This window comes from Enterobacter cloacae complex sp. IR5441 (assembly GCF_049238215.1).
Classification (GTDB): Bacteria; Pseudomonadota; Gammaproteobacteria; order Enterobacterales; family Enterobacteriaceae; genus Enterobacter; species Enterobacter hormaechei_C.
Map to the genome: position 1 here is coordinate 87,321 of NZ_JBMKIA010000001.1, position 14,055 is coordinate 101,375.

Annotated in this window: 18 protein-coding genes; 12 read left to right on the plus strand and 6 right to left on the minus strand. The window is 54.5% G+C overall.

The features are described 5' to 3' along the window. Positions 1-207 precede the first annotated feature (207 nt). From mlaF to murA, 7 genes are all read left to right on the plus strand, one after another. A complete protein-coding gene (gene mlaF, locus ACOTX5_RS00400; RefSeq protein WP_017382730.1) occupies positions 208-1,020 on the plus strand; it encodes a phospholipid ABC transporter ATP-binding protein MlaF in 813 nt (270 codons plus the stop codon). A 7-nt stretch (positions 1,021-1,027) separates the two neighbouring features. Then, positions 1,028-1,810 carry a lipid asymmetry maintenance ABC transporter permease subunit MlaE gene (gene mlaE / locus ACOTX5_RS00405; protein WP_003861848.1) on the plus strand — a complete coding sequence of 261 codons (783 nt, stop codon included), beginning with the start codon at positions 1,028-1,030 and terminating at the stop codon, positions 1,808-1,810. Positions 1,811-1,814: 4 nt separating this feature from the next. Next, the gene (gene mlaD, locus ACOTX5_RS00410; protein ID WP_006812131.1) at positions 1,815-2,363 is read left to right on the plus strand and encodes an outer membrane lipid asymmetry maintenance protein MlaD; all 549 of its coding nucleotides are present in this window, start codon (positions 1,815-1,817) and stop codon (positions 2,361-2,363) included. A gap of 18 nt (positions 2,364-2,381) precedes the next feature. Next, entirely contained in the window at positions 2,382-3,017 is a 636-nt protein-coding gene (gene mlaC / locus ACOTX5_RS00415; RefSeq protein WP_006812130.1) for a phospholipid-binding protein MlaC, read from the plus strand. Next, positions 3,017-3,310, plus strand: coding sequence for a lipid asymmetry maintenance protein MlaB (gene mlaB / locus ACOTX5_RS00420; protein WP_003861843.1), 294 nt, complete (start codon positions 3,017-3,019; stop codon positions 3,308-3,310). Before mlaC ends, mlaB begins: the two co-directional genes overlap by 1 nt. Before the next feature lie 126 nt (positions 3,311-3,436). Further along, a complete protein-coding gene (ibaG, locus tag ACOTX5_RS00425; protein ID WP_003861840.1) occupies positions 3,437-3,691 on the plus strand; it encodes a BolA family iron metabolism protein IbaG in 255 nt (84 codons plus the stop codon). Positions 3,692-3,741: 50 nt separating this feature from the next. Next, the gene (gene murA, locus ACOTX5_RS00430; RefSeq protein ID WP_006812128.1) at positions 3,742-5,001 is read left to right on the plus strand and encodes a UDP-N-acetylglucosamine 1-carboxyvinyltransferase; all 1,260 of its coding nucleotides are present in this window, start codon (positions 3,742-3,744) and stop codon (positions 4,999-5,001) included. 63 nt (positions 5,002-5,064) lie between these two features. On the opposite strand, the gene sfsB is transcribed toward murA, so the two are convergent. After that, positions 5,065-5,352 (minus strand): DNA-binding transcriptional regulator SfsB, encoded by a 288-nt coding sequence (sfsB, locus tag ACOTX5_RS00435; protein ID WP_020480545.1) that lies wholly within the window; start codon positions 5,350-5,352, stop codon positions 5,065-5,067. Positions 5,353-5,581: 229 nt separating this feature from the next. Continuing rightward, a complete protein-coding gene (gene ispB, locus ACOTX5_RS00440) occupies positions 5,582-6,553 on the minus strand; it encodes an octaprenyl diphosphate synthase (RefSeq protein ID WP_045911912.1) in 972 nt (323 codons plus the stop codon). Between the two features lie 257 nt (positions 6,554-6,810). Here ispB and rplU point away from each other — a divergent pair, with 257 nt between their 5' ends. The 4 genes from rplU (at position 6,811) to cgtA (ending at position 9,651) form a co-directional block, all read left to right on the plus strand. After that, positions 6,811-7,122 (plus strand): 50S ribosomal protein L21, encoded by a 312-nt coding sequence (gene rplU, locus ACOTX5_RS00445; protein WP_003025032.1) that lies wholly within the window; start codon positions 6,811-6,813, stop codon positions 7,120-7,122. Positions 7,123-7,141: 19 nt separating this feature from the next. Then, complete coding sequence (gene rpmA / locus ACOTX5_RS00450) at positions 7,142-7,399, plus strand: 50S ribosomal protein L27 (protein WP_003861831.1); 258 nt, start codon at positions 7,142-7,144, stop codon at positions 7,397-7,399. Between the two features lie 95 nt (positions 7,400-7,494). Next, positions 7,495-8,460, plus strand: coding sequence for a DMT family transporter (locus ACOTX5_RS00455; RefSeq protein ID WP_045911911.1), 966 nt, complete (start codon positions 7,495-7,497; stop codon positions 8,458-8,460). A gap of 15 nt (positions 8,461-8,475) precedes the next feature. Beyond that, positions 8,476-9,651, plus strand: a complete 1,176-nt coding sequence (gene cgtA, locus ACOTX5_RS00460; protein ID WP_006812124.1) for an Obg family GTPase CgtA — start codon at positions 8,476-8,478, stop codon at positions 9,649-9,651. Positions 9,652-9,684: 33 nt separating this feature from the next. On the opposite strand, the gene pmrB is transcribed toward cgtA, so the two are convergent. Genes pmrB through dacB form a run of 3 tightly spaced genes read right to left on the minus strand, consistent with a single transcriptional unit; the run spans position 9,685 to position 12,823 of the window. Then, positions 9,685-10,728 carry a two-component system sensor histidine kinase PmrB gene (pmrB, locus tag ACOTX5_RS00465; protein ID WP_017693913.1) on the minus strand — a complete coding sequence of 348 codons (1,044 nt, stop codon included), beginning with the start codon at positions 10,726-10,728 and terminating at the stop codon, positions 9,685-9,687. Beyond that, the gene (gene pmrA, locus ACOTX5_RS00470; RefSeq protein WP_015571977.1) at positions 10,725-11,387 is read right to left on the minus strand and encodes a two-component system response regulator PmrA; all 663 of its coding nucleotides are present in this window, start codon (positions 11,385-11,387) and stop codon (positions 10,725-10,727) included. Before pmrA ends, pmrB begins: the two co-directional genes overlap by 4 nt. Before the next feature lie 2 nt (positions 11,388-11,389). Then, positions 11,390-12,823 carry a serine-type D-Ala-D-Ala carboxypeptidase gene (gene dacB, locus ACOTX5_RS00475; protein WP_015571976.1) on the minus strand — a complete coding sequence of 478 codons (1,434 nt, stop codon included), beginning with the start codon at positions 12,821-12,823 and terminating at the stop codon, positions 11,390-11,392. Between the two features lie 228 nt (positions 12,824-13,051). Between dacB and greA the strand changes: the two genes are divergently transcribed. Continuing rightward, entirely contained in the window at positions 13,052-13,528 is a 477-nt protein-coding gene (gene greA, locus ACOTX5_RS00480; RefSeq protein WP_006812122.1) for a transcription elongation factor GreA, read from the plus strand. Positions 13,529-13,679: 151 nt separating this feature from the next. Here the strand turns inward: greA and yhbY are convergent, their stop codons facing one another. Beyond that, positions 13,680-13,973 (minus strand): ribosome assembly RNA-binding protein YhbY, encoded by a 294-nt coding sequence (gene yhbY, locus ACOTX5_RS00485; RefSeq protein ID WP_003861814.1) that lies wholly within the window; start codon positions 13,971-13,973, stop codon positions 13,680-13,682. Positions 13,974-14,055 lie beyond the last annotated feature (82 nt).

The following is a 14,055-nucleotide window of genomic DNA, read 5'->3' on the forward strand; positions in this document are numbered from 1 at the left end:
ATACTCGCTGGTCCACTGCGCACGAATGTTGGCGCCAGATGAAGTCTGAGACGTAACGAATTCCTAATTTTGACTTTATGCGCCGGAAAAGTAAAACAAATGCCAGCTTTCGCTAACCCCAATAGTGAATATTCTGTAAAAATGCGGGGTTTAGGGCTGATTTACGCTTCATGCCAGCCGTGAAGCAAGGTAAGTAAGGAACCATAAATGAGCCAAACGATGGCGAATATAGTCGATGTCCGGGGCGTCAGTTTTTCTCGCGGCAACCGGTTAATATTTGATGATATTTCGCTGACCGTGCCGCGCGGTAAAATCACCGCCATCATGGGGCCGTCAGGGATCGGTAAAACCACGTTGCTGCGTCTTATCGGCGGGCAAATCCCCCCTGACAGCGGCGAAATTCTCTTCGACGGCGAAAATGTCCCGGCGATGTCTCGCTCGCGCCTCTACACGGTTCGCAAACGGATGAGCATGCTCTTTCAGTCGGGCGCGCTGTTCACGGATATGAACGTTTTTGACAACGTGGCCTATCCGTTGCGTGAGCACACCCATCTTCCTCCTGAGCTGTTGCACAGTACGGTGATGATGAAGCTTGAAGCCGTGGGGCTGCGGGGGGCTGCGAAACTCATGCCGTCCGAACTCTCGGGTGGGATGGCGCGCCGCGCCGCGCTGGCGCGTGCTATTGCCCTGGAACCCGATTTAATCATGTTCGATGAACCGTTCGTCGGGCAGGACCCCATCACCATGGGCGTGCTGGTGAAGTTAATTTCGGAGCTGAACAGCGCCCTTGGCGTCACCTGCGTGGTGGTTTCCCACGACGTGCCGGAAGTGCTGAGTATCGCTGATTACGCCTATATTGTGGCTGACAAAAAGATCGTCGCCCACGGCAGCGCGCAGGCGTTGCAGGAGAATGGCGATCCGCGCGTGCGGCAGTTCCTGGACGGTATCGCAGATGGGCCGGTGCCTTTCCGCTATCCGGCGGGCGACTATCATGACGATTTACTCGGAATAGGGAGTTAAGCCACTCATGCTGTTAAATGCGTTGGCGGGTCTTGGACACCGTGGCCTAAAAACCATCAGTACGTTCGGGCGTGCCGGATTAATGTTGTTCAACGCGCTGGTCGGCAAACCGGAGTTCCGCAAGCATGCGCCGTTACTGGTACGGCAGCTTTATAACGTCGGCGTGCTGTCGATGCTTATCATCATCGTGTCGGGTCTGTTTATTGGCATGGTGCTGGGGTTGCAGGGGTATCTGGTGCTGACAACCTACAGCGCGGAAACCAGCCTTGGCATGCTGGTGGCGCTCTCGCTGCTGCGTGAACTCGGGCCGGTGGTTGCCGCGCTGCTGTTCGCCGGGCGTGCCGGGTCAGCGTTGACGGCGGAAATTGGCCTGATGCGCGCCACCGAGCAGCTCTCCAGTATGGAGATGATGGCAGTCGATCCGCTGCGCCGGGTAATCTCGCCGCGCTTCTGGGCCGGGGTTATCTCCTTGCCGTTACTGACTATCCTCTTTGTGGCGGTAGGTATCTGGGGAGGCGCGCTGGTTGGCGTTAACTGGAAAGGCATTGATGCCGGATTCTTCTGGTCTGCCATGCAGGACGCCATCGATCTGCGGATGGATCTGGTGAACTGTCTGATCAAGAGCGTGGTTTTCGCTGTGACGGTTACCTGGATTGCGTTGTTTAATGGTTACGATGCCATTCCGACGTCGGCGGGCATTAGCCGTGCAACGACGCGTACTGTCGTACATTCGTCGCTGGCCGTTTTAGGTCTGGATTTTGTGCTCACCGCACTGATGTTTGGGAATTGAGTTCATGCAAACGAGAAAAAATGAAATTTGGGTTGGCGTGTTTCTGCTTCTGGCGCTGCTGGCCGCGCTGTTCATCTGCCTGCGAGCGGCGGACATCACCTCTGTTCGCGCCGAGCCGACGTATCGTGTCTACGCGACTTTCGATAACATCGGCGGCCTGAAAGCGCGCTCACCGGTGCGTATTGGTGGCGTCGTTATCGGACGTGTCGCTGACATTACGCTTGATGAGAAAACCTATCTGCCGCGCGTCGCGATGGATATCGAAGAGCGCTATAACCACATTCCGGACACCAGCTCGCTTTCTATCCGCACCTCTGGCCTGCTGGGGGAGCAATATCTGGCCCTTAACGTTGGTTTTGAAGATCCTGAGCTGGGAACGACTATCCTTAAAGACGGTAGCGTAATCCAGGATACCAAGTCAGCGATGGTGCTGGAAGATATGATTGGTCAGTTCCTTTACAACAGTAAAGGGGATGATAAAAAGTCTGACGATGCCCCTGCGCAGAGTGAAGACCACACCAACGTCGAACCGACGCCAGGCGCGACGAATTAATTTCAGGAGAAGTCATTCATGTTTAAACGACTGTTAATGGTTGCCATGCTGGTCATTGCCCCTCTTACCGCGGCGCACGCTGCGGATCAGAGTAACCCGTACAAACTGATGGATGAGGCCGCGAAGAAAACCTTCGACCGTCTTAAAAACGAACAGCCAAAAATCCGTTCTAACCCTGATTATCTGCGTGATGTGGTGGATCAGGAACTGCTGCCGTATGTGCAGATCAAGTATGCGGGCGCACTGGTGCTGGGCCGTTACTACAAAGATGCGACCCCTGCACAGCGCGAGGCTTACTTTGCGGCGTTCCGTGAATACCTGAAACAGGCTTACGGCCAGGCGCTGGCGATGTACCACGGGCAGACCTATCAGATTGCCCCTGAACAGCCGCTGGGCGATGCCACTATCATTCCTATTCGCGTGACGATTATCGATCCAAACGGTCGTCCACCGGTTCGTCTGGACTTCCAGTGGCGTAAAAACAGCCAGACCGGAAACTGGCAGGCGTACGACATGATCGCTGAAGGCGTCAGCATGATCACCACTAAACAGAACGAGTGGAGCGATCTGCTGCGCACTAAAGGCATCGATGGCCTGACGGCTCAGCTTCAGTCCATCTCTCGTCAGAAAATTACCCTGGACGAGAAGAAGTAATGTCACAGCAGCTTAGCTGGGCGCGTGACGGCGAGACGTTGACGCTGACGGGAGAGCTGGATCAGGATCTGCTTAACCCGCTGTGGGACGCTCGCCATAACGCGATGCAGGGCGTGACGCTGATTGATCTCCATGGCGTTACGCGGGTAGATACCGCCGGTATCGCCCTGCTGGCGCACCTGGTGGCCACGGGCAAAAAGCAGGGGAGCAGCGTTACCCTGACGGGGGTAAGCGATAACGTGATTACCCTTGCACAGCTTTACAATTTGCCCGAAGACGTATTACCTCGCTAATTTTTTCAGTACGTTACTTCTGAAAGCCCCGACAGTTTACGCGTCGGGGCTTTTTGCTTGTTTAAGACCGCGCCACTTTGCTCTAAGATGTTGAGCTTGTTTTCACTATCAGATGATGTAGACCCCATGGAAAATAATGAAATCCAGACTGTGCTGATGAATGCACTCTCCCTTCAGGAAGCCCACGTCTCTGGCGATGGCAGTCACTTCCAGGTTATTGCTGTGGGTGAGATGTTCGACGGAATGAGTCGCGTGAAGAAACAGCAGGCTGTGTACGCGCCGCTGATGGAATACATTGCGGATAACCGCATCCACGCCCTGTCGATTAAAGCGTTCACCCCACAGGAGTGGGCACGCGATCGCAAACTAAACGGTTTTTGAGCTGAGGGCGAAACGCCCGCAGCACGGTTGAATTTATAAGAGAGCAAACGATGGATAAATTTCGTGTACAGGGACCCACGCGTCTCCAGGGCGAAGTCACAATTTCTGGCGCTAAAAACGCCGCGCTGCCCATTCTTTTCGCTGCGCTGCTCGCAGAAGAGCCGGTAGAGATCCAGAACGTACCGAAGCTGAAAGATATCGACACGACCATGAAGTTGCTCGGCCAGTTGGGCACCAAAGTGGAGCGTAACGGTTCCGTCTGGATCGATGCCAGCAACGTGAACAACTTCTCAGCGCCGTATGAGCTGGTGAAAACCATGCGTGCTTCCATCTGGGCGCTTGGTCCGCTGGTGGCGCGTTTCGGTCAGGGACAGGTTTCACTGCCGGGCGGATGCGCTATCGGCGCGCGTCCCGTTGACCTGCATATCTTCGGCCTGGAAAAACTCGGCGCGGAGATCAAGCTGGAAGAGGGTTACGTTAAAGCGTCCGTCAATGGTCGTCTGAAAGGCGCGCACATTGTCATGGACAAAGTGAGCGTGGGCGCAACGGTCACCATCATGTCGGCTGCTACGCTGGCAGAAGGCACTACCATCATCGAAAACGCCGCCCGTGAGCCGGAGATCGTGGATACCGCGAACTTCCTGGTCGCGCTGGGGGCGAAGATCAGCGGGCAGGGCACAGACCGTATCACCATCGAAGGCGTTGAACGTCTGGGTGGTGGTGTGTATCGCGTACTGCCAGATCGTATCGAAACCGGTACTTTCCTGGTGGCCGCGGCCATTTCTGGCGGTAAGATTGTCTGCCGTAACGCCCAGCCAGATACCCTGGATGCGGTGCTGGCGAAACTGCGCGATGCGGGTGCGGATATCGAAATCGGTGAAGACTGGATCAGCCTCGATATGCACGGGCAGCGTCCTAAAGCCGTTAACGTGCGTACTGCGCCACATCCGGCATTCCCGACGGATATGCAGGCACAGTTCACGCTGTTGAACCTGGTGGCCGAAGGCACGGGCTTCATCACGGAAACTATCTTCGAAAACCGTTTCATGCACGTACCGGAACTGATCCGTATGGGTGCGCATGCTGAGATTGAAAGCAACACGGTAATTTGCCACGGCGTTGAAAAACTGTCCGGTGCGCAGGTGATGGCGACCGATCTGCGCGCGTCTGCGAGCCTCGTGCTGGCAGGTTGTATTGCGGAAGGGACTACCGTTGTCGATCGTATCTACCACATCGATCGTGGTTACGAGCGTATTGAGGACAAACTGCGCGCGCTGGGTGCAAATATCGAGCGTGTGAAGGGCGAGTAATCGTTCCGGCACCCCCCTGCCATAACAGGCCGGGGGATTGCTGTTCCTGTCAATCCTGGTGCATCAGTCCTGATGTGCTTTCTTCGTTTTGCCCTGGCGCATCATGCGCGTTCTGTCGATAAATTCATGGGTAATAGGATCGTGGTAGCGTGACGGCCATATCACCCACGGATGCGTATCCAGCGCCGTCGCGATAATCAGTTCCCCCTTCGGCCATGGGCGGGTCAGGGCGTTTGCCAGCGTCGACGAGCTTAGCCCATGACGACGTGATTCGGCAGCCAGCGATGTTCCTTTTTTACGCAGTGCCGCAATAATGTCAGCAGAATGCCAGTCGATGAATTTTGTATCCATAATGCTGTCCTTGTGTTCGTTATCGTCCACGTCGTTTCGTGTGAAAAGACAGCATTACTATACTCACTTCGAACATGTGTTCTAAAAAGTTCATGTTACGAGAAGCAATATTCAGAATAAGGCACGGCTTTATACATGCGGCCTGTAACCCGATGGGCTTACGCGGAAATGTAATTTATTGGTGTGTACTGGAATCTCCCTGCGTGGGCGCAGGGAGATGAGGAGGGGATTATCGGTCGCGCTGGACGGCGATGTGCGCGAGGCCGATTAGCGCATCACGCCATGGGCTGTCGGGAATGACCTGAATGGCGGCGATGGCTTTGTCCGCTTCTTCTTCAGCGCGCTGACGCGTCCATTCTAGGGAGCCGCAGATAGCCATTGTTTCCAGTACCGGTTCCAGAAGATGGCGTCCATTTCCCTGCTCGATAGCCTCCCGGATCATTTTCGCCTGCTCTGGTGTGCCATTGCGCATCGCGTGGAGCAGCGGCAGCGTTGGCTTGCCTTCGTTCAGGTCATCGCCGACGTTTTTACCGAGCGTTTCGCCATCCGCGCTGTAGTCCAGCAAATCATCAATCAGCTGGAACGCGGTGCCGAGGTAACGGCCATAGTCCTGAAGGCCCTTTTCCTGAGCTTCGCTACAGCCTGCCAGAATGCCGGAGCATTGCGCGGCGGCTTCGAACAGACGTGCGGTCTTGCTGTAAATCACCCGCATATAGTTTTCTTCGGTGATGTCCGGGTCGTTGACGTTCATCAGCTGTAGGACTTCACCTTCAGCGATAACGTTCACGGCTTCTGACATCACTTCCAGCACCTTCAGCGAGCCAAGGCTGGTCATCATCTGGAAGGCTCGGGTATAGATAAAATCGCCTACCAGAACGCTTGCCGCATTACCAAACGCGGCGTTGGCGGTGGCTTTACCACGACGCATGTCTGATTCATCCACAACATCGTCGTGAAGCAGGGTGGCGGTGTGGATAAATTCGATCAGCGCCGCGATCGTGATGTGGGCATTTCCCTGATAGCCAACCGCGCGTGCGGCCAGAATGGCAATCATCGGACGAATACGTTTACCGCCGCCGCTGACGATGTAATAGCCCAACTGATTGATCAGCTGAACGTCAGAGTTGAGTTGCTCCAGGATTGCTGCATTCACACCCGCCATATCTTGCGCGGTTAACTCATTGATTTTTTCTAAATTCATCGCAAAAGCCGGGCTTTTTATCCTGTTTATCCCACACGAGATGGGTACACAAAGGGTTTCGGTTTATAAATAGTATTGCTGATTGTACTGAAAAAACGGCTCAGATAAACGTTACCGTACGTGTTGTGTTTTTTTTCTTCATGTATTGATGGTAGCACTTGTCAAAGGCTCGCGTTTTGCGTAATATTCGCGCCCTATTGTGAATATTTATAGCGCACTCTGAATCATACGAGGATGTGCGCGGAAGCGGAGTTTATATGTACGCGGTTTTCCAAAGTGGTGGTAAACAACACCGAGTAAGCGAAGGTCAGACCGTTCGCCTGGAAAAGCTGGACATCGCAACTGGCGAATCTGTTGAGTTCGCTGAAGTTCTGATGATCGCAAACGGTGAAGAAGTCAAAATCGGCGTTCCTTTCGTTGATGGCGGCGTTATCAAAGCTGAAGTTGTTGCTCACGGTCGTGGCGAGAAAGTTAAAATCGTTAAGTTTCGTCGTCGTAAACACTATCGTAAGCAGCAGGGCCACCGTCAGTGGTTCACTGATGTGAAAATTACTGGCATCAGCGCCTAAGACCTGAGGAGAGATTTAAATGGCACATAAAAAGGCTGGCGGCTCCACACGTAACGGTCGCGATTCAGAAGCTAAACGCCTGGGCGTTAAGCGTTTCGGTGGCGAATCCGTTCTGGCGGGTAGCATCATCGTTCGTCAGCGTGGCACCAAGTTCCACGCGGGTACCAACGTAGGTTGCGGTCGTGACCACACTCTGTTTGCTAAAGCAGACGGTAAAGTGAAATTTGAAGTTAAAGGCCCGAACAACCGTAAATACATCAGCATCGTTGCTGAGTAAGGTTTTCTCGGTCCGGTAACGGATTAAAGCCCCGCAACGTGTTGCGGGGCTTTTTACATTGGAAACCCGGAAAATTTTCTGTAGGGAAAACGGGCATGAAGCAGCAGGCCGGCATGGGTATTCTTTTGGCGCTCACTACCGCAATGTGCTGGGGTGCGCTGCCAATTGCAATGAAGCAGGTACTGGAAGTCATGGAGCCACCGACGGTGGTGTTTTATCGCTTCCTGATGGCAAGCATAGGCCTGGGCGCCATTCTGGCCGTCAAAGGTCAGCTGCCACCGCTGCGCATCTTCCGAAAACCGCGTTGGCTGGTGTTACTGGCTATCGCGACGGGCGGTCTGTTCGGTAACTTCATTCTGTTCAGCTCTTCCCTGCAATATCTTAGCCCTACAGCGTCGCAGGTGATTGGTCAGCTTTCACCGGTCGGCATGATGGTCGCCAGCGTATTCATCCTCAAGGAGAAGATGCGCGGCACGCAGATCATCGGGGCAAGCATGCTGCTTTGCGGGCTGGTGATGTTCTTTAACACCAGCCTGATTGAGATTTTTACCCGCCTGACGGATTACACCTGGGGTGTCATTTTTGGGGTGGGCGCAGCAACGGTCTGGGTGAGTTATGGCGTCGCGCAAAAGGTGTTATTGCGCCGTCTTGCCTCACAGCAGATCCTCTTTTTGCTGTACACTTTGTGTACACTGGCATTATTGCCTTTAGCGAAGCCGGGCGTAATTACCCAGCTCAGCGACTGGCAACTGGCGTGCCTCATTTTTTGTGGGCTGAATACGCTGGTCGGTTATGGCGCTCTGGCTGAAGCCATGGCGCGCTGGCAGGCAGCACAGGTGAGCGCCTTAATCACGCTTACCCCGCTGTTTACGCTGTTATTTTCAGATTTGTTATCAATGGCCTGGCCCGATGTCTTCGTCAAGCCGATGCTCAACCTGTTGGGTTATCTCGGTGCGTTTGTCGTGGTTGCGGGCGCGATGTATTCCGCCATTGGTCATCGTCTCTGGGGGCGTTGGCGCAAAAATGAAGCGGTTGTAATAGTCCCCCGCTCAGGCGAATGAGTTACGGAGAGTAAAATGAAGTTTGTTGATGAAGCGACGATTCTGGTCGTGGCAGGTGATGGCGGTAACGGTTGTGTAAGCTTCCGCCGTGAAAAATATATTCCTCGTGGCGGTCCTGACGGCGGTGACGGTGGGGACGGTGGCGACGTGTGGCTGGAGGCGGATGAAAACCTCAACACGCTGATCGACTACCGTTTCGAAAAATCTTTCCGCGCCGAGCGTGGCCAGAACGGCCAGAGCCGCGACTGTACCGGTAAACGCGGTAAAGACGTGACGATCAAAGTGCCGGTGGGTACGCGTGTCATCGATCAGGGCACGGGCGAAACCATGGGTGATATGACCAAACACGGTCAGCGCCTGATGGTGGCGAAAGGCGGCTGGCATGGTCTGGGTAACAGCCGTTTCAAATCTTCCGTTAACCGTACCCCGCGTCAGAAAACCATGGGTACCCCGGGTGATAAGCGCGACCTGCAACTGGAACTGATGCTGCTGGCGGATGTGGGGATGCTGGGTATGCCAAACGCCGGTAAATCGACGTTTATCCGTGCGGTCTCTGCGGCGAAACCCAAAGTAGCGGATTATCCGTTTACGACGCTGGTGCCGAGCCTGGGCGTTGTCCGTATGGATAACGAGAAGAGCTTTGTGGTCGCTGACATCCCGGGTCTGATTGAAGGGGCAGCAGAAGGCGCCGGTCTGGGTATTCGCTTCCTGAAGCACCTTGAGCGTTGTCGCGTACTGTTGCACCTCATCGACATCGATCCAATCGACGGTTCCGATCCGGTTGAAAACGCCCGTATTATTATCGGCGAGCTGGAGAAATACAGTGAAAAACTGGCGCAAAAACCGCGCTGGCTGGTATTTAACAAGATCGACCTGATGGATAAAGCGGAAGCTGAAGCGAAAGCTAAAGCGATTGCCGACGCGATGGGTTGGGAAGATAAGTACTATCTGATCTCTGCCGCCAGCCAGGTTGGCGTGAAAGATCTCTGCTGGGATGTGATGACCTTTATCATCGAGAATCCGGTTGTTCAGGCAGAAGAGGCGAAACAGCCTGAAAAAGTCGAATTCATGTGGGATGACTACCACCGCCAGCAGCTCGAAGAGCTGGAAGCGGAAGAAGATGATGAAGACTGGGACGATGACTGGGATGAAGACGACGAAGAAGGCGTCGAGTTCATCTACAAGCACTAACCCCTGTATAAAGCCCCTTAACGGGGCTTTTTTTTATCCTATTTTCGCCGGTAACCAACAGCTGGCGATGAGGCCGCCCTCAGCGCCGTTCTCCAGCGTTAAATGGCCATGATGGAGCTGTACGATACGCTGTACGATGCTCAGCCCAAGGCCGCTGCCGCCGTAGCGCTGGTCGAGACGTCGGAAAGGTTCGGTGATCGACTGGCGGTGCGCCTCATCAATACCCGGCCCCTGATCGGTAACGCTCACCCGGGTACCGCCCTCCGTCGCTGTTAATGCCACTTCAATGGTTGTGCCTGCCGGGCTGTAGCGGGCGGCATTCTCCAGAAGGTTCCTTAGCATCAGACGTAACAGGACGGCGTCCCCCTGAACCGTCAGCACGCTGTGGGCCGGCCATATTACCGTATGCTCTTTGGCTTCATGCTCCAGGCTGAGCGGAGCAATGATCGTCTCCGTCCAGTTCACGGTATCGTAATGGCCGCTGGCCATCGCCTGCCCGGCACGCGCCAGCATCAGCAGCTGTTCCACCGTGTGCATCAACTGATCGATACGGCTTATCAGTGGCGTGGCCTGCGGGGAACCGGACTGAGCCATCAGTTCCAGATGGAGCCTGATCCCCGCAAGCGGCGTACGTAACTCGTGTGCCGCATCGGCGGTAAACAGGCGTTCCTGTTGAATAGTGTGGTCCAGCCGGGCGAGGAGTTGATTGAGCGAGGTGGTCACAGCGCCTATCTCTTCCATATCGGAATACATCGGCAGGGGAGTCAGATTATCCGCCGAACGGTTCGCAAGGCTGGCGCGAAGTTTGTTGAGTGGTCGGGTGATCCAGGTGACTGCCCAGAATGAGAAGAGCAAGGTAAAACCGACCATCACCAGAGAAGGGACCAACAGGGAGGCAATGGCTTCGCGGATCTCTTTTTCGACATGGTTGTTGCGCGCTTTGGCGGACAATGTTTCGTTCACCAGAAAACCGATCTGCTCGCGGCTCTCATGCCACAGCCAGACTACGCTAATGAGTTGAAAAAATAGCAGAATAACCGCCAGCAACACCATTAATCGCCGGCGCATACTGTTCATTTCTGGCTCTCCAGACGGTAACCCACGCCGCGTACGGTTTTGATGCGATCTTTACCGAGCTTGCGCCGCAGATTATGAATGTGAACTTCAAGCGTGTTTGATCCCGGATCGTCCTGCCAGGAGTAGATGTCCTGTTGCAGCGTTTCACGGTGCACGGTCTGCCCGCTGCGCATGATCAGGCGCGTCAGCAGAGCGAACTCTTTTGGCGTCACTTCCACAGGCTGAGACTGGCGCAGCACCTGCTGAGTTTGCAGATTGAGGGTGATATCTCCGTCCGTCAGCAGGTTGTCGCTGTGGCCCTGATAGCGGCGGATCAACGCCCGTACGCGAGCCTGTAGCTCGGCAAGGGCGAAGGGTTTTACCAGATAATCGTCAGCGCCAGAATCCAGCCCGTTAATTCTGTCTTCAATGGCATCGCGGGCGGTGAGAATCAAGACGGGATTCTCAACCCCGCGACGACGCCACTGGCAGAGCAGCGTCGCGCCGTCTTTATCCGGCAGCCCTAAATCCAGGATCACGAGGCTGTATTCACCGCTCTGGATCAGGGCATCTGCTTCAGCGGCCGTGGTGGCACAATCCAGGGCGTAGCCTTCATTCCCCAGCGCCAGCGCTAACCCTTCCTGCAATAACAGATCGTCTTCAACTATCAGTAGTTTCATCGCTAGTTATTCTGGTAGATGTCCTTATAGAGCCTGCTTTCGAAACGCACCAGTGGAATACGGCGATTGCGCTGGTCAGCCGGTTCGACGGCATAGCCGGAAAGATACTGCACAAATGCCATGCGTTGTCCGCTGGCGGTAGTGATAAAACCGGCAAGGTTGTAAACGCCTTGCAGGGAACCCGTTTTGGCTGACACTTTGCCATCCACGCCCGCAGCGTGAAGGCCCGCGCGGTACTGAAGAGAGCCGTCGTGTCCGGCAAGCGGCAGCATCGTAATAAAGTTTAGCTCAGCGTCATGCTGAGCAATGTACTGCAACACCTGCATCATGGTGGCCGGCGAGATCAGGTTATGACGCGATAAACCGGAACCATCAACGGCGATCGTATTGCCCAGATCGATACCCGCCTGCTGGCGCAGGATCTGACGTACGGCATCAGAACCGGCCCGCCAGGTGCCCGGCACACCAAATCGCGCGTGCCCAATCATGCGGAACACCGTGTCGGCAATCATGTTATCCGACTTTTTCAGCATAATCTTAAGCAAATCATGCAGTGGCGCGGACTGTTTGCTGGCGATCACCGTGCCTGGCTCATTCACCTGCGTCTGGCGCAGCAGCGTTCCGGTGTAGGTTATGCCCGCCTGCTTCAGTTCATCTTTAAAAATGGCACCGGCATAGCCCGCGCCATCCTGAATGGCGAAGGCCAGCGGGAGGGGATCGGACCGCTGGGTCAGGCAGCCGGTGAGCGTATAGCGATTGAGATCGCCCGGTACCACGTCCAGCTCGCAATACTGCGCCTCCGGGGAGCCTTTCGCCAGCGTCCGCACCTGGCTGAACATCGTGACCGGGTAGTATGAGGCCACGCGGATAAAAGCTAAGTCATTTGGTTTTGGCGCGCTGTAAAGCGATACGGAGAAGCAGTTACGGTCAACGATGGCGGCGGCTGGCGGGGCGCTAAAGCACTGCGTCATGTCGTTCCACGGCCAGCCAGGCGCTTTATCGTGGCTGGCGAAAATGGAGGTGTCGATCAGCACGTTGCCATCAATTTTTGTTACGCCGGATTTTTTCAGTACCGCCACCATATTGCGGACATCCTGGCGCTTAAAGGTGGGATCGCCACCAAAACGGGCGATAAGATCGCCTTTCAGTTCGCCACCCTCAACGTTACCTCTGGTTTCAAGGGTGGTAGTAAAACGGAAGTCAGGCCCGAGCTGGAGCAGGGCGGCGAGGGCAGTGATCACCTTCTGGGTACTGGCAGGCAGCGCCATCTGTTGACTGTGATAGTCAATCTCGGGAGCCTGCGCGCCAACCTTCTGCACCATCAGGGCAAGGTTCGCGCCGGCGGGCAGTTGATTAATGTACTCATCAACATTCGCGGCCTGAACGGTGAACGTTATACTGGTAGTCAATCCGATGATAAAACTGGAAAATCGCATAATCTCGCGCTAACAACCCGAAAACAAACCGTCATACTACGGTGCATGGCACTGTAAAGTAAACGATGACCCATAGTGAACTTCGCGGTAAAATGCGTATCAAATTGAAAAATTGCTGCTGACCTGGGGCGTTGCTCCCGGGTCGGTTTTCTTTTTGCTTCTGGCCTGTTCAGGTGGGCTGGAGCAGGGAACACTGCTCCCAACAGGAATGTTTAAGAGGTATAACAAATGCAAGCTATTCCGATGACCTTACGTGGTGCCGAAAAACTGCGCGAAGAGCTGGATTTTCTCAAATCCGTGCGTCGCCCTGAAATCATCGCCGCTATCGCGGAAGCGCGTGAGCATGGCGACCTGAAAGAGAATGCTGAATACCACGCGGCGCGTGAGCAGCAGGGTTTCTGTGAGGGGCGCATTAAAGATATCGAGGCGAAACTGTCTAACGCGCAGGTTATCGATATCACCAAAATGCCAAATAATGGCCGTGTGATCTTCGGCTCTACCGTCAGCGTCCTGAATCTGGACAACGACGAAGAGCAGACCTATCGCATCGTGGGTGATGATGAAGCGGACTTCAAACAGAACCTGATTTCGGTGAACTCGCCGATTGCTCGTGGCCTGATTGGCAAAGAGCAGGACGATGTGGTCACCATCCGCACCCCTGGTGGTGAAGTGGAATACGAAATTATTAAGGTTGAATACCTGTAATTCGCTTCTCTACTAAGATGTTGATACATTGTAAAGAAAAGAAAAAGGCCGCATAGCGGCCTTTTATCAACTCAAGGAGCATGGCATTTTGCTCGCCTGCTGAAAGAAATCCCTCGTTTCACACAGAAAATGTGTTCGATTCAGGATATCCTTAACGTGGCAGCGAGATTTTGCGCTCTTTTGATGGGCGATAGAGCACCAGCGTTTTACCGATGACCTGTACATTACAGGCGCCGGTTTCGCGCACGATGGCTTCCACGATCAGGTTTTTAGTGTCTCTGTCTTCAGAGGCGATTTTCACCTTGATCAGCTCGTGGTGTTCCAGCGCTTGTTCAATCTCGGCAAGCACCCCTTCGGTCAAACCATTGTTGCCAAGCATCACTACAGGCTTGAGCGGATGTGCCAGACCTTTAAGGTGCTGTTTTTGTTTAGTACTCAGATTCATCGTATATTTTTGCTTACGTTGGGATTGAAAACGGTTCATTCTACCGCCATCTCCCTAATATCGCCAAATAGCTGCGTAGAAA

Excerpts from the sequence above, each read along its gene's own strand:
- pmrB (WP_017693913.1), bottom strand. The coding sequence starts at position 10,728 with ATGAACAGTATGCGCCGGCGATTAATGGTGTTGCTGGCGGTTATTCTG.
- mlaB (WP_003861843.1), top strand. The coding sequence starts at position 3,017 with ATGTCACAGCAGCTTAGCTGGGCGCGTGACGGCGAGACGTTGACGCTG.
- rpmA (WP_003861831.1), top strand. The coding sequence starts at position 7,142 with ATGGCACATAAAAAGGCTGGCGGCTCCACACGTAACGGTCGCGATTCA.
- mlaC (WP_006812130.1), top strand. The coding sequence starts at position 2,382 with ATGTTTAAACGACTGTTAATGGTTGCCATGCTGGTCATTGCCCCTCTT.
- sfsB (WP_020480545.1), bottom strand. The coding sequence starts at position 5,352 with ATGGATACAAAATTCATCGACTGGCATTCTGCTGACATTATTGCGGCA.
- pmrA (WP_015571977.1), bottom strand. The coding sequence starts at position 11,387 with ATGAAACTACTGATAGTTGAAGACGATCTGTTATTGCAGGAAGGGTTA.
- mlaE (WP_003861848.1), top strand. The coding sequence starts at position 1,028 with ATGCTGTTAAATGCGTTGGCGGGTCTTGGACACCGTGGCCTAAAAACC.
- murA (WP_006812128.1), top strand. The coding sequence starts at position 3,742 with ATGGATAAATTTCGTGTACAGGGACCCACGCGTCTCCAGGGCGAAGTC.
- ibaG (WP_003861840.1), top strand. The coding sequence starts at position 3,437 with ATGGAAAATAATGAAATCCAGACTGTGCTGATGAATGCACTCTCCCTT.
- yhbY (WP_003861814.1), bottom strand. The coding sequence starts at position 13,973 with ATGAATCTGAGTACTAAACAAAAACAGCACCTTAAAGGTCTGGCACAT.
- mlaD (WP_006812131.1), top strand. The coding sequence starts at position 1,815 with ATGCAAACGAGAAAAAATGAAATTTGGGTTGGCGTGTTTCTGCTTCTG.
- dacB (WP_015571976.1), bottom strand. The coding sequence starts at position 12,823 with ATGCGATTTTCCAGTTTTATCATCGGATTGACTACCAGTATAACGTTC.
- ACOTX5_RS00455 (WP_045911911.1), top strand. The coding sequence starts at position 7,495 with ATGAAGCAGCAGGCCGGCATGGGTATTCTTTTGGCGCTCACTACCGCA.
- greA (WP_006812122.1), top strand. The coding sequence starts at position 13,052 with ATGCAAGCTATTCCGATGACCTTACGTGGTGCCGAAAAACTGCGCGAA.
- ispB (WP_045911912.1), bottom strand. The coding sequence starts at position 6,553 with ATGAATTTAGAAAAAATCAATGAGTTAACCGCGCAAGATATGGCGGGT.
- rplU (WP_003025032.1), top strand. The coding sequence starts at position 6,811 with ATGTACGCGGTTTTCCAAAGTGGTGGTAAACAACACCGAGTAAGCGAA.
- cgtA (WP_006812124.1), top strand. The coding sequence starts at position 8,476 with ATGAAGTTTGTTGATGAAGCGACGATTCTGGTCGTGGCAGGTGATGGC.
- mlaF (WP_017382730.1), top strand. The coding sequence starts at position 208 with ATGAGCCAAACGATGGCGAATATAGTCGATGTCCGGGGCGTCAGTTTT.